Here is a 13,780-nt window from a genome sequence, read left to right as displayed (position 1 = left end):
CGGTCGGAAACTCCTGAAAGCTGCTGTTCGTTCGAGAAGCGGCCAGCGGCAGCTTTGCGTCCAACTCTCCGTCATTGGGGGGGGGCGCAGCGCGAGTGTTAACGCACTCATCAATACGGCGGGAAGGGCGATAGCCTAGCGCACTCGGGTAGCATGATTGGCTTAGCTAAAGCGCATAATCTGCACCCACATCTATTTTTTTGCTGTTATACGGCCCGGTCATGAGTCCAATGGTATTCTTCATAGTCGTTTTAGCGGCCGCCCTTCACGCAGCGTGGAACGCCATGTTGAAAGGTGGCAGAGACAAATATCTAGGGACTGCAGCCGTCGTTATCGGACAGGCCATTTTTGCCGTGCCGACGCTATTTCTCGTTCCTGCACCGGATCCTTCCAGCTTCGTTTTGATCGTAGCCGGAATTGGTCTACATCTTGGCTACCAGTTCTTCTTGATGGCGTCCTACCGTGCGGGTGATTTGACGCAGGTATATCCGTTGGCACGCGGTAGCGCTCCGCTGATCGTCGCTCTGGTTTCGGTAGTGTTTTTGGGTGTCGTTCTTCAAACCATCGAATTGACAGCGGTGTTGATGATAGGCTTGGGCATCATGTCGATCGCACTGGTCGGGAAAAACGACGGTCTGCACCATCGTAAAGCTGCGGTACTTGCGCTCCTTACCGGCTGCTTCATCGCTTCATACTCATTGGTCGATGGGCTTGGAGCCCGGCAAGCGGGCACGGCGCTGGGCTACTATGGATGGCTGACCATTGGGAATGCTGTGGCGTTCTGTGCAATTACCGCGGTCGTGCGACCATCGATACTAAAGCGGATTCCGAAGGAAGGGCTGCGCCTGACGATGTTTGGCGGCGGCGCCTCCTACGTAGCCTACGCCTTGGTAATCTGGTCGTTTACGCAAGCACCAATCGCACTTGTTACAGCGCTGCGCGAAACGTCGATCGTCTTCGCTCTGCTGATCGGTGTATTCGTCCTTCGGGAAAAGCTCAGTTTGGCGAAGGTCGCGTCGACCGTTGTTGTGTCGGCTGGTGTCCTTATGACCCGCTTGAGCAAACCTGCTTAGCGGTAGTCTTTTCCATCGATGGACATCCAGAAAGCCGGCCCTGGGAAAGAATGGTCGGCTCCGATCTTTCATCGAACAGTTTGCTGTCAGTCCACTTTGGGGCCTGTCGGCATAGCGCCCGAGTTAGCGCATCGGGCGACAGCTCCTGAAAGTGGTCATTGTCGCCAAAATCCGTTTATTTCCGCTTTCGGTGCCTCCCGTGCAGCCCGTGAATTTCGCAATTGTGGTGGATAAATAAAGGTCGGCTTTCATCTGGAAGTAGCCACGAATGTCAGTCGGACAGCAGGTAGTGCCGCCCGACCAATTGCTAGGCTATCAAGCGCAGGCGTGCATTTTCGAAGTCGTTGCCATCATCATCAAGAGAACGGCGTGACAGCTCTTGAAAACCGAGCCTAGTGTAGAAAGACATGGCCTGCCGGTTATCTGTATAGACCTCGAGCTCCAGCTCACCTTTAAGGTTCAAAGAGTGAGCGATAAGCTTGCGCCCGATGCCCCGCCCTTGCTGCTCGGGAGAAACAAAGAGCCCGCCGACGAAAGTGTCGAGCAAGCTGATGAAACCGCTGGGCTGATGATCAATGCATGCTACCCATGTTTGGGCGTTCGGCAGATATTGCTCTTCGATCAAGTTACGCCGTTCAAGCAAGCGCTTTTCGCCGATGAAAGGATGAGACAGCAGGGATGCGTCGAGCCAGATCCGTGAAAGTTTCTTAAGGTCCGTTTCCGACGCATAACGCCGGATTACGACTTCCTCGTTCTTCATGAGAACTCCAAAAAAAGATATGCAAAGAGGTGCGGCGACCGCTCCATGGTGCCGAGTGAAACCGCTGTTTGCGATCAGGGTTGCAGGCCTCTGAGCATTAATCTCCTTCTGCTGTATGTCGGCTTTTAGATTGCAGCCGTAAGTTGGTCAATGTCCGCAACGGTGTCGTTAGCGGAACGTCTGCTTAGCAGAAGTGCTGAGACGAAAGCAGTCAGGCCGCTTCCGGCCCAAATTAAGCCGGTCCGCTATGCGCCCTAATACCAGTCAATCCGGCTCGCCTGCCGATCGCCTGAAAGCTTACAAAGCCCCCATTCGCCTTAGATGGCAGGGTACGGGTACAAAGCCGTCATTCCTGACTCACTGCTTGAATGACGGCTTCGGGCGCAGACGGACGTTCCAGCCTTGGAAGATGTAGCTGCCCACTGACTGACTGACGCCTTGCGCAGACGCCGATGGTCGCGGTTGAGAGAAGCTGCTGGGCGTGACGCGCAGCACCGCATCCGGCCTTCAACTTTGACGAGCGGCGAAACGTTGCGTGACGCGACTGACAAACCGATCAATGGCCAACAACATGAGCAGCGACAGACCGAACAAAGGCAGCAGCAGCGCCAGCGAGATCAACGCCGCGATCATCCACGGCTTGCCTGCTCCTGCGCCCGCCGGGGGCGGCGCGCCGAAGCGGCCTTGCGGCTTCCGCTTGAGCCACATCACCACGCCTAGTATGCTGATCGTGACCAGAGCGATGGCCGTGAGCACGCCGATGAGCTGGTTTACCCAGCCGAACAGCTGTCCCTCGTGCCAGGCGACACCCGTGTTCACGACCCGGTCGATCACATGCTGGTCGGCAAAGCCGCGCCGTCCCGTCTCAGCACCAATTACGGGATCATAAGTGACCTGTCGTCCGAGCCAGCGGTTCTGGGCTTCGGACTTGGCGGTCCACTCATCACCTGTCGGCGGACCGAAGCGTTGCGGTGCATGCGGCGGCAGCACCAGCGCAGGAAAAGCGAGGTGTTCTTGCTGTGCCTTTACTACGAACACCGACAGGGGTAGCCCGGCCGCCTGGCTCATTGATGGCATCGCCATCGGCATGTCCGGATGATGCCCGGCATGGCCGCCATCGACTCCAATCTTCCAGTCCTGCGGTCCCTTAACCAGGCCGAACTCGGTCCGCGCCCATTGGAACGCGCTGCCCCAGGCACCGGCCCATGGGAGACCGCTTGCCAGCATCACCAGCACCAACCCTGCAATCCAGAAGCCGGTGACGCGGTGGATCTCCCTGAGTAGCGGCCGGCCCCTGAGCGACAGACGCGGCCATAGCGCGCCCGCTAGCCGGAGAGGCCGCGGCCACCAGATATAAAGGCCGGTCAGGATCATAACGATCGTCCAGCTCGCCGCCAGCTCGACCAGCCAGTCGCCCCAAGTGCCGATCAGCAGCGACCCATGGATACGCGCGATCGTCTCGGAGATCTTGGCGTTCGGATCGCGGCTGCCCAGCACCTTGCCCTGCGGTGAAACGAAGACGTCGCGCTGCGAGCCATCGCGAGCGATCATGTGGATCATCGTAGCGTCGTCCGGACGCGCGGGCAGGCGGTAATAATTGAACCGCATTCCCGGGCTGGCGGCGAGCGCGGCTGCCAGCTGCCGATCGGCCGACACAGCGCCCGACATCGGCTGACCTTGATATTCTCGCTCCTCCCAGCGGTCGATCTGCGGCTTGAACAGATAGATGGCGCCGGTGACGGAGAGGATCAGGATAAACGGCAGAACGAACAGGCCGGCATAGAAATGCCAGCGCCAGATCGTTCCATAGGCCCTGGAGGATGCGGCGGTCGCCATGCCTGTCACCACCGGAACCGCACGCCGCCATAGACGGCGCGGCCCGTGCCCGGATTGAAGATCTCCGATGTCGGGCTGGCGGTGCCGGCGATCGCCACGGTGGAGATGTAGCGCTTGTCGGTGAGGTTGCGGCCCTCGACATAGAGCGACCAGCGCATGCCCAGATCAAACCCGGCCTTCATGTTCAGCAACGCGTAGGGATCGACCGTCAGCGTGTTGGCATTGTCGGCATAATAATGGCCGGGCGCCCATTCAACGTTGGGGCCAGCGTAGAAACCGCTCGGATGCTTGTAGAGCATCTCGGCGCGCAGATAATGCTTGGGCACGCCGGGGATGCGGTTGTCGCCATAGATCGCGTCATCATCGAAGAAGAAGTCGCTATAGGTGTATGCGGCGGTCAACGCGAGACTGCCCCCGGACGCTGACAGCGGAATAGTCGCATCCAGCCCCGCTTCGATCCCCTGATGCACGGTGCGATCGGCATTGGTCGTCGTGCAGGGCGCCCAGGGGAAGAGCGTGAGGCATTGAAGCTCGTTGCGGATCTCGGAACGATAGAGCGAGACATCCCATCCGATGACGCCATTGCGCCCGCGCGTGCCGATTTCATAGGTGGTCGCGCGCTGGGCCTTCATACTCGTCGTCGGCGACGGGAAGATGCCCGCGTCGTAGCTCGGCACTTCTGCACTGCGCGAGACATTGGCGAAGAGCTGGACGTCCGGCTGCACGTCCCACAGCACGCCAACCTTGGGGCTCCACAGGTCGAAGCTCTGGCGGCCAGACCCCGTGCCGATCCGGTCCTGCCGATCTCGGGTGGCGTGCAGATACTGGACGCCCGCGATCAGGGCGAGTTTGGGCTGCACATAGAGCGAGTCCTCGGCATAGATGGAGAGGTTCTTCGACTTGTTGGCCATCGACTGGGTCAGGTCGCCCTTCACAGCGCCCGGCAGATTGACGAACTGCTCGGTATCTGCCGTGCCATTGTGGACGTTGGCTCCGACGATCAGCCGGTTGCGCAGACCACCCAGATTGCGATCATCCACGGCGCGCAGGAGGCCGCCATAATCATCCACGGTGTAGTCGAGATATTGGTAGATCGGGTGATCGACATGGCGCCAGTTGTAAAAGACGCCGAACTCCAGCACCGTCTGGTCGAGCCGGACCGTCGTCTTGTTCGAAATACGGACGGAGTCGACGTTGCGCTGCTGGTCCTGGTCAACCCAGGCAGGGTTCGCCGCACGTGGATTGCTGAGCGCGCTTGCTTTCGAGACCTCGCCCGGAATGCGCTGATTGGTGGAGGCACCGGTCAGATAGAAGCGCGTCTCGACATCGGGCGAGATCCGGTATCCCACATTCATGTTGCCGCGAATGGCATTGCCGTTGCTATGGTCGCGATAGCCGTCGATCCGCTGCGCCGAAACGGTCGCGAAATAGTCGAGCGCGCCCGAAACACCGCCCGTGCTGGCCTGACCCTTCACATAGCCGAAGCTGCCAACGTCGATGCGGCCATCGAGCGGCGAGGCATCGTGGCCGGTCGGTGTGACGAGATTGATTGCGCCGCCCAGTGCATTGGCACCATAGCGGAGGGCGTTGCCGCCCTTGAACACCTCGACATAGCGATAGGCACTGGGATCGATCTCGAAAAAGTCGACCAGGCCATCCGCTGTGTTCATCGGCACGCCGTCCAGCAGCAGGGCAATGCCGCGTGCGCCATAAGCCCGCGAAAGCCCGGAGCCGCGCACCGAAACGCGCGCATCGTCACCCATGCGCGGCTGCGTGATGACGCCCGGGACATAGCCAAGAATGTCCTTGATATGCTGGACTGGCGTGTTCTTGAACGCGGTGTCGGGAACAACTTCGACCCCGCCGGGCGTGCGGTTGATCGCGGCGGTCGCCTGCTGAGTGGTGAGTGTGGCGGTAACGATAATATCGTCGGATCGCGCTGTGTTGGTGTCGGCTGGAGCCTGGTTCTGGGCGATGGCGGGGCTCGCGGCCAGACAGGCGGCTAAAGCGATAATGGATGTCTTCACAGTTCTTCCCTGAATCTCTGGGTGCACGGGGGAAAATTCACCGCCGCGCGACACGTGGCCGCATGCGGCCGCGCCGATGCACATGCGCGGCTACGCGGGCGGTGGCGCCTAGAAGCGCCAACATCCGCCGCCGTCATGCGATACAAAGATCAGTGGAGAGGCGGCCCTCTTAGAGGCGGGCGGAGATAGGGTGGCGTTTTGGAAGCTGGCAGCACCAGCGAGCGCATTCCCAGCGCCAGCACGAACAGGATCGCAGCGGCCAACAGCAACGTATCGGCAGCGGCAAGCGAAGGCGCTGAGAGTCCGGCGAAGGCGCAGGGCTGCTCGGCCTTGTTTCTGTGAGCATCGCTTTCCGATTCATGCTCGAGGCCGGGCATGGTCATGACCGTCTTCGCCGGCCCCATGCCCGAACAGACGCTGATCACGATCTGACCGTTTGACATCGTCGGCATGAAGCCCGTCGGGATGACGATCTTCATCAGCAACGCGAGCACGAGGACTGCGCAGGCGAAGGGCCTATTTGCAAGGACGAGGCGATGCAGCCAATGCACGATGGATGCGGTTAGCGACGGCGGTCGGCGTTGTCATTTCTTTTCGCTCATTTCCTTCGTCTTCATGCGTGCCAAAGCTGATGGCCTCATCCAAATGCCAGTTACGATCAGATGCAGACATTCGGGACGGTTCGGTTAAACTTCTTCGCTTGGTCGAGGGCAGCCATTGCTAAGGGGTTGATCGAACGGCTGCACATGACTGCAATTTCCCCGCAAACCGGCGAGCAGCTTCTGGCCGGTTGTCTGAGATCCTGCCGACGCCGGAGGCGGAAATCGAGCAGCCGTCCGATGCCACGGCAATCCGCCAATTCGCTCTTGCCCGATTGGCGTGTCGGCCAGGCCGAAACAATGTGTGTACCAGCTCAATTCAAAAAGCCAGCCGTGCGTTCGGGGCGATGCCTTAACACTTGACGTAATGAGATATCATCTCCTATAGCTCGCTTTGGGGTCAACGCATTCGATTGGACAGGGGTCAAATGAGAACAACTGCTTTGCTTGCAGCCTGCGCTGCGAGCGCGATTATTGCGTCGCCGCTGGCCGCACAGGACATCACTGATGAGGCGGCGGAGAAAGCAGCGACGATTGTCGTGACAGCAACCCGCTCCAAAGTATCGCTAACCGATGTGCCTGCCGACGTAACTGTGCGCGACGTCGACACGCTTCGCCGTGACGGGTTTACCTATGGCACGGACGAGTTTCGCGGCGTTCCGGGCGTGTCCTTCCGCCGCGGCGAGGGTGGGGGTGATGTGTTCCCGTTTGTGTCCATTCGCGGTTCGACCGGGGTTGAAGGCTATCTCACGCTGATCGATGGCATCCCGTTCGACCTTAACGAGGAGGGGGCCTTGCAGGTCGTTCCCTACCCGGCACTATCGCGGGTGGAGATCGTCAAGGGGCCGGTGTCTACACTTTACGGAGGCGGCGCACTTTATGGCGCCGTCAACTACATCACTGTTGACCCTTCTGCTGACGAGATCGACCTGAGCTTCACCGCAGGCAGCGATAACTACTATCGCGGCGATGTGACCGTGGCCAAGCCCCTCACGGACATGCTCGGGCTAGTCGCAATCGCTTCCTACGAGAACTACGATGGCTGGCGCGAGAATGGCGGGCGGGAAAACCTCAACCTGTTTGCCAAGCTCTCGCTGGTGGCTGGCCCCGACACCGAACTGACCCTTTACGGCAGCTATCAGGATCAGCGCGCCGAGACCCCCAGCGTCATCCCGCTGCTGGAGGACGGGACGCCGGTCGATGTGTTTGGCGGGTGGGAGGCTGACCACACCTTCATGAATCCGGCTGTCGATCTGCAGGGCGGCATCGTCGCTTTGCGCGGCGAACACCGCTTCAGCGATGCGTTCAGCATGACTGCAACGGGGCAATATCGCCGTTTCGACTTCGACAACCGCCTGAACTTCTATGATCCCTTCGGTTTTTCGCCGGAGCGCGGGGTGTTCGGGGTCAACGGCTTCTACGCACAGAGCAAATTCGAAGTCGCTTATGGTGAGGTCACGGCTAATTACAGCGCCGGGCGGCACGAGATCGTGGCCGGTGTTACGGGCCAGATTGGCACCGTGAGGCGGGACGATTTCTGGTCCGGCCAATACGGCTTCACCTTCGAATGCGGATTCAACTACTATCTGGTGGAGATCGACTACGTGAATGGCGGTGTGGCCAATCGAGATGCCCCATGCTTCGTCATCGATAACCCGCAGGCCAGCAATGACCAGCGCACCACGTATCTGTCCGCATTTGTACAGGACGAAATGAAGTTGAGCGACGCTTTCTATCTGACGCTCGGCGCCCGCTATGACAGGTTCTACCGCGAAACCGAGTATTTCCCGATCGAGGGTCAGACCGACGGTGCACTGGGCGATGCCAGAGCCGATGCGGTATCGCCCAAAGCGGCGCTTTCGTGGCGCTATGGCGATGGACAGGTCTATGTGGCCTATGGGCGCGGCTTCAATTCGAACTTCGGCCCGGCCTTCGAGTTCAATCCCGATCAATATGCGCGCCCTGAACAGCGCCCAACCACGCTCGATAGCGTGGAAATCGGCTGGAAGGGTGAGGCGCTGCAAGACCTGCTGAACTTTGCGCTGACCGCGTTCTACTCGGTGCAGAAAAACCGCCGCCAGACCGTGCCCAATCCGGCCGCGGAAACCGACGTCACGGCACCCTCAAGCCTGATCACTTTCGGCGATCGCTATGAAAGCAAGGGCGTAGAAGTAGCGCTCGATTTTCGTCCGCTGGACGGCACGCGGCTGCAGGTCAACTACAGCCATATCGCGCCCGAATGGGATGAATACATATTGCAGCAAAGCTCCGGCCCGCTTGACCTTTCGGGCAAAACGCCGGTCGGTGTGGCCGAGAACGTCGTCTATGTCGCGGGCGAGCAGCGCATTGCGCCATGGCTTTCGGGCCGCGCGATCGTTGAATGGTACGACGACTATCAGGTCACCTCCGACAATTCCGTCAAGGGCGGCAGCTATACTCTGGTGACGCTGAATGCGCGGATCGCGCCCCAGGTCTGGCGTGGGATGTCGCTTGACCTGACGCTGCTCAATGCGCTCGACGAGAAGTACCTCTACCTTTTTGGCGGCACCACCTCTCCGACCTACGGCACGCCGGGCACACCGCGCCAGTTCCGCGCTACGTTGCACGCGAGCTTCTGATGCGCGGGGCGCTTGCAGCTCTTGCTCTGACGGCGCTTGCCGCATGCGGCACACCGCCTGCTGAGGCACCTACTCAGGAAGAGATCAGCGGCGCAACCGAGATACCGATGGACGCGGCGCGAACGTTCCGCGTGTTCGAACGCGACGGCTACCGCATCCTCGACATGCGCGCAGCCGTGGTGAACTGGGGCGGGGAGGCCGTCGGGCAGGAGCAGTTCGATCGGCTGGTGTTGGTGCCGCGCGGGATGGAAGCTCCCCCGCTGAACGGAGATCTCGCCGGTGCCACGCTTATCCGGACACCGGTGATGCGCATCGCCAGCAACTATGCCCATCAGGAGGCGATTACCAAGGCGCTGGGTATCAACGACCGGCTGGTGGCAGTGGGCGGAGCTAAGTCTTACGACGATGAGCTTCGCACCAAGGCCCTGTCGGGCGAAATCGCCCAGATCGGCTATGGCTGGCACTCGCCGCCCGAATTGGACGCGCTGCTCGCCGCCCGTCCCGATGTGCTGCTGATGACGATGGAAGACCTCGCCGCCGCTGGTGCGAAGTCGCGGATCGAGGATCTGGGCATCCCTGTAGTGCCGATCTTCATCGAGAACGAGCCCGATTACATGGGCAAGGTCGACTATGTGCGGTTGATCGGAATACTCGCCGGGAAGGAGGCGGAAGCAGACGCCTATGTGCAGATGGTGCGCCGCAATGTCGCCGAGATAAAGGCGCGGGCAGCACAGTATCCAACCCGCTCCGTCATGATGGCGTGGTATGGCAATGGCGACCGCTGGAATCCCACTGTGCGCAACGCCGATGCCAAGCTGTTGCGCGACGTCAATGGCCGCAACCCCTTCGAGGAACCCGAGGACCGGACGCGTGACAGCTTCACAAAGATATCGACCGAGGAACTGATCGCGCGCGGCACCGACGTCGATTGCTGGATTATCCGCGATACGCATTCCGAGCCTTTCAAGGACGTCGCGACACTGCAACGCTTCAAGGCATATCGGGAGCAGTGCCTCTTCGCGGCCGATGGCATGTACAAGCCGGACGCCGATGCCTTCGACTTTTATGAAACCGCAGTGATCCGCCCGGACCTTCTGCTGGGTGATCTGGCGCGGATGCTTCATCCGGAAATGCGCGATGCGCCGTTCCGCTATTTACGGCCAGACACACAGGCGCCCCGATGAGCGTTGTAACCACTCCCGAATTGCGATCCGCCGTCGGATCAGCGGCATTGCTTGGCATCGTGGTAGCGACCGCAATTTTCGCGCTGAGCTGGGGGATGATCGCGGTACCATGGCGTGATGTGTTTGCCGCGCTTGGCGGGGTAGGGGATCCGCTCAATGCGCAGATCGTCCTGGGCCTGCGCCTGCCGCGCGTTCTCACCGCAATCCTGGCAGGCGGCGCACTGGGAATTGGCGGCGTGCTGATTCAGTCGCTGTTTCGCAATCCGATGGCCGACGCCTGGTCGCTGGGCCTCACCGCCGGGGGGCAGCTTGGGGTCGCGCTGCTGGTGACGGCGGCGGCCTTTTCGGGGCCTGCTGCCATCGCGTTCCTGCGCGGGTTCGAGGGCATTTCCATTACTCTTGGCGCGATGCTGGGTATCGGTCTGTTTGCGCTCGCCATGGCCTCGCTCGCCCGGCGGGTGGGGACGATCACGCTTCTCGTAGTCGGGCTGATGCTGGGCTTCACCGTGCAGGGGATCATTAGCGTCGTGCTCCACTTCGCCAACCGGGTCGGCGGACGCGTGTTCTCGGGGTGGAGCGATGGAAATTTCGCTGGCGTGGTGCTTTCCGACCTTCCGATGATAGCTGTGCCGGTTGCGGTTGGACTGGTGCTGGCGATGTTCATTGCCAAGCCGCTGACAGCGCTGCTGATCGGCGAGACCTATGCCAAGAGCCTGGGCACAGATGTAACCCGCTTGCGCCGCCTGACTCTAGCGTCTGTGGTTCTGTTGGTGGCGCCGATTACCGCTTATTGCGGCCCGGTTACCTTCATCGGCCTTATCGTCCCGCACTTTGCGCGCGCCATCGCGCGAACGGCGCGGATTGCGCCGCTGATGCCGCTTGCCGCGCTGTCTGGTGCGCTGCTGGCTCTGGCTGCCGATATCGTTGTCCACGCACCGTGGGAGCAGCATTTCCTGCATCTCAACGCTGTGCTGGCGCTGGTGGGAGCGCCGGTGGTCATCGCGCTGCTGATCTTCTCGCCCACTATGCGAGGACAGCGCTAATGCTCGAATTGAAGCAGCTGACGGTGGGCTATAGCGGCCCGCGAGGAGCGGTCCTCTCCGATCAGAACCTTGCCGTCTCCCCCGGCAGCTTCATCTGCGTGCTGGGCCGGAACGGCGCGGGAAAGTCAACGCTGATGCGCACGATTTCCGGGTTGCAGCCCGCGCTTGCCGGCGCGGCGTGTCTCAGGGACGATGATATCGCGGCACTGCGCCCGCAGACCCGGGCACAACGCATCGCGGTCGTTCTGACCGAGCGTATCGCCAGCCCGGGTCTGACGGTCGACGATGTAGTTGCCATGGGCCGTACGCCATTCACCGACTGGCGTGGACGCTTGTCCACCGAGGACCGTAAGCTGGTCACTGAAGCGCTCGAACTGGCACGGGCCACGCCGTTCTCCGGCCGTCTGTTCGATGATCTTTCGGATGGCGAGCGCCAGCGCGTGATGATCGCCCGCGCCATCGCACAGACGCCGCAGCTCATGGTACTGGACGAGATCACCGCCTTTCTCGATCTGCCCGGCCGGGTGGAGACGATGGCGCTCCTGCGCGACCACGCGCGATCGAGCGGCTCAATTGTGCTCCTCTCGAGCCACGATCTCGATCTCTCGCTGCAATTGGCTGACAGTGTCTGGCTGCTGGATGGCACGGGCGGCATGCGCGTCGGTAGCGCCAGCGAACTGATCGAAGCCGGAGACATCGGTCGCGCCTTCGATACGCCAGCGGTACACTTCTCGCGGGAGCTTGGACGATTTGAACTGGTCGCATGACTAGCCGCAGACGCGGCGCAGTCTAGCGCAACATCTTGCGCCGGGATTGTTATGTGCACAGGATGTTCCACCATTCGCCAGCATGCTCCGCATTTCTTTTCTGGAAAAGGTGGTGCCGCTATGTGTCTCGAACACGTAACCTGATCCATTTGAAATCAGGGCGACGGTGGGTGCTGGTGGTGAACGGCCGGTCTGTTCGCGACTCCTGTCACGCTTCTTCGACACAGGGAATGTCAGCTTTCCGATGTGCTCCGTCTGGAACCGGCCAGTCACCTTTGGGCCCAGGCGGCGACATCCTGAGCGTTACCTCTTCGGCCATTTGGGCCCAGGAGAAATGCAATGGGATACTCACGTTTTGATGCAGCAATGCGGCACCGTCCGGCTTGGAATGCTGGCAAGAATGTCGGAACCAAGCGACCACTGACACAGAAGCAGATCTGGGCGATCCGCTTTCATCTCGATCGCGAAGGACGATTGAGAGACAGGGCCCTTTTCGATCTCGCGATCGACAGCAAACTGCGCGGATGTGATTTGGTGAAAATCAAGATCGGCGACGTGGTTGCGGGTGCCGAGATCCGCAATCGCGCAACCGTCATTCAGCAAAAGACCAGCCGGCCGGTGCAATTTGAACTGACCGCGGACGTGCGTGCCACATTGCTAGCGTGGCTTAAACGTCGAGGCGGCTCAATCGGCGATTATCTGTTTCCCAGCCATATCGACCTTGCAGGCCACATGAGCACGCGACAGTATGCGCGCCTGGTTGACGAATGGGTAACGGCGTTCGGACTGCGGAAGGCTGAGTATGGCACGCACTCGCTTCGGCGGACGAAGGCAGCGATGATCTATCGTGCAACCGGGAACATCCGTGCGATCCAGATCCTGCTTGGCCACACGAAGATCGAAAACACTGTGCGCTATTTGGGCGTCGACGTCGAAGACGCTTTGCTCTTAGCCGAGCGAACTGAAATCTAACGGAAGAAGCGGTCGGTCTGCAGTTCTGATCGACCGCTTCCAGAGCGGCAAACACATGCGATAATCGGCCGAAACGGGGTGGAAGGCGGACATTGGGTTTTCGGCTAAATCAGCCTAAAATCGGAACGATGATAGCACGCGCTCTTCTTTTTGCTCTCGCCTCCCTGCTTGCAGCTTGTGCGTCTCAGAGACCTTGATGAGATCCGTATCTGCCTCACCGACACCGATGACTTGGCTGGTCGGAAGGAGACTGTGACCCACTTGAGGGGCGACGTAAGCTTGTGAATGGAGCGGCTGGCGGCGTTGGGCACTTCGCGCTCCAGATTGCCAAATGGAAGGGCGCGCATGTTACCGCTGTTGCTTCGGGTCGGCACGAGGAGTTTCTACGCGATCTCGGGGCCGATGCGTTTATTGATTATACGAAGGTCGCTCCGGAGGATGTGGTGCAGGACGTCGACCTCGTGGTTGATGCGATCGGCGGGCCGACAAGCGCTCGCTTCCTGCGCTCGATGAAGCGGGGCGGTGCGCTTTTTCCGATCTTCGGCCTCGGAGCCGCAGGTGGTGACGAAGCGCATGAACGTGGCGTCACTATGTCGACCACGCAGATCCGCGCGAGCAGGGCGCAGCTGGAAGACATCCGCCCGGTGCTCAACGATGCGACGATCCGGGTCGCGATCGACAGTTGCTTCCCGCTCTCCGACGCCAGCATGGTGCACAAGCGCGCTGCCGAAGGCCATATTCAAGGGAAGATCGTTCTCACGGTAGATGAACAACCCGGATATCGGGCGTGAGTATTACTCGCCGGAACCTGCTCGCGTCGCGTCGCCTGCCGCAAAATCGGATCCGCCGTGCTGGAGTTCCTCTCGCAATGTCTGGACCAATCTGGCGGCCGGCATGGCGC

General features: G+C 60.6%; 11 protein-coding genes. 7 read left to right on the top strand and 4 right to left on the bottom strand.

What is annotated here, in order from left to right:
* The first annotated feature begins 230 nt into the window (after positions 1-230).
* A complete protein-coding gene (locus GRI91_RS13140; protein WP_202385593.1) occupies positions 231-1,073 on the top strand; it encodes a DMT family transporter in 843 nt (280 codons plus the stop codon).
* Between the two features lie 307 nt (positions 1,074-1,380).
* Here GRI91_RS13140 and GRI91_RS13135 read toward each other — a convergent pair whose 3' ends face one another.
* From GRI91_RS13135 to GRI91_RS13120, 4 genes are all read right to left on the bottom strand, one after another.
* A complete protein-coding gene (locus GRI91_RS13135; RefSeq protein ID WP_160737161.1) occupies positions 1,381-1,833 on the bottom strand; it encodes a GNAT family N-acetyltransferase in 453 nt (150 codons plus the stop codon).
* A gap of 507 nt (positions 1,834-2,340) precedes the next feature.
* The gene (locus GRI91_RS13130; RefSeq protein ID WP_160737160.1) at positions 2,341-3,669 is read right to left on the bottom strand and encodes a PepSY-associated TM helix domain-containing protein; all 1,329 of its coding nucleotides are present in this window, start codon (positions 3,667-3,669) and stop codon (positions 2,341-2,343) included.
* Between the two features lie 5 nt (positions 3,670-3,674).
* Positions 3,675-5,696, bottom strand: coding sequence for a TonB-dependent receptor domain-containing protein (locus GRI91_RS13125; RefSeq protein WP_160737159.1), 2,022 nt, complete (start codon positions 5,694-5,696; stop codon positions 3,675-3,677).
* A gap of 149 nt (positions 5,697-5,845) precedes the next feature.
* The gene (locus tag GRI91_RS13120) at positions 5,846-6,175 is read right to left on the bottom strand and encodes a hypothetical protein (protein ID WP_160737158.1); all 330 of its coding nucleotides are present in this window, start codon (positions 6,173-6,175) and stop codon (positions 5,846-5,848) included.
* A 548-nt stretch (positions 6,176-6,723) separates the two neighbouring features.
* Here GRI91_RS13120 and GRI91_RS13115 point away from each other — a divergent pair.
* From GRI91_RS13115 to GRI91_RS13090, 6 genes are all read left to right on the top strand, one after another.
* Positions 6,724-8,913, top strand: a complete 2,190-nt coding sequence (locus tag GRI91_RS13115) for a TonB-dependent receptor (RefSeq protein WP_160737157.1) — start codon at positions 6,724-6,726, stop codon at positions 8,911-8,913.
* Positions 8,913-10,097 carry an ABC transporter substrate-binding protein gene (locus GRI91_RS13110; RefSeq protein ID WP_160737156.1) on the top strand — a complete coding sequence of 395 codons (1,185 nt, stop codon included), beginning with the start codon at positions 8,913-8,915 and terminating at the stop codon, positions 10,095-10,097. The genes GRI91_RS13115 and GRI91_RS13110 overlap by 1 nt, the downstream gene beginning before the upstream one ends.
* Positions 10,094-11,140 (top strand): FecCD family ABC transporter permease, encoded by a 1,047-nt coding sequence (locus GRI91_RS13105; protein ID WP_160737155.1) that lies wholly within the window; start codon positions 10,094-10,096, stop codon positions 11,138-11,140. The genes GRI91_RS13110 and GRI91_RS13105 overlap by 4 nt, the downstream gene beginning before the upstream one ends.
* On the top strand, positions 11,140-11,907 hold the full coding sequence (locus GRI91_RS13100; RefSeq protein WP_160737154.1) for an ABC transporter ATP-binding protein: 768 nt from the start codon (positions 11,140-11,142) through the stop codon (positions 11,905-11,907). The genes GRI91_RS13105 and GRI91_RS13100 overlap by 1 nt, the downstream gene beginning before the upstream one ends.
* Before the next feature lie 339 nt (positions 11,908-12,246).
* On the top strand, positions 12,247-12,879 hold the full coding sequence (locus tag GRI91_RS13095; RefSeq protein ID WP_160737153.1) for a tyrosine-type recombinase/integrase: 633 nt from the start codon (positions 12,247-12,249) through the stop codon (positions 12,877-12,879).
* Positions 12,880-13,160: 281 nt separating this feature from the next.
* Complete coding sequence (locus GRI91_RS13090) at positions 13,161-13,670, top strand: zinc-binding dehydrogenase (RefSeq protein WP_160737152.1); 510 nt, start codon at positions 13,161-13,163, stop codon at positions 13,668-13,670.
* The last annotated feature ends 110 nt before the right edge of the window (positions 13,671-13,780 follow it).

Origin of the sequence: Altericroceibacterium endophyticum, from assembly GCF_009827595.1 — a bacterium.
Taxonomy (GTDB): Bacteria; Pseudomonadota; Alphaproteobacteria; order Sphingomonadales; family Sphingomonadaceae; genus Altericroceibacterium; species Altericroceibacterium endophyticum.
Note: the sequence above shows the minus strand (reverse complement) of the source record. Positions and strands in the feature narration are given on the sequence as shown.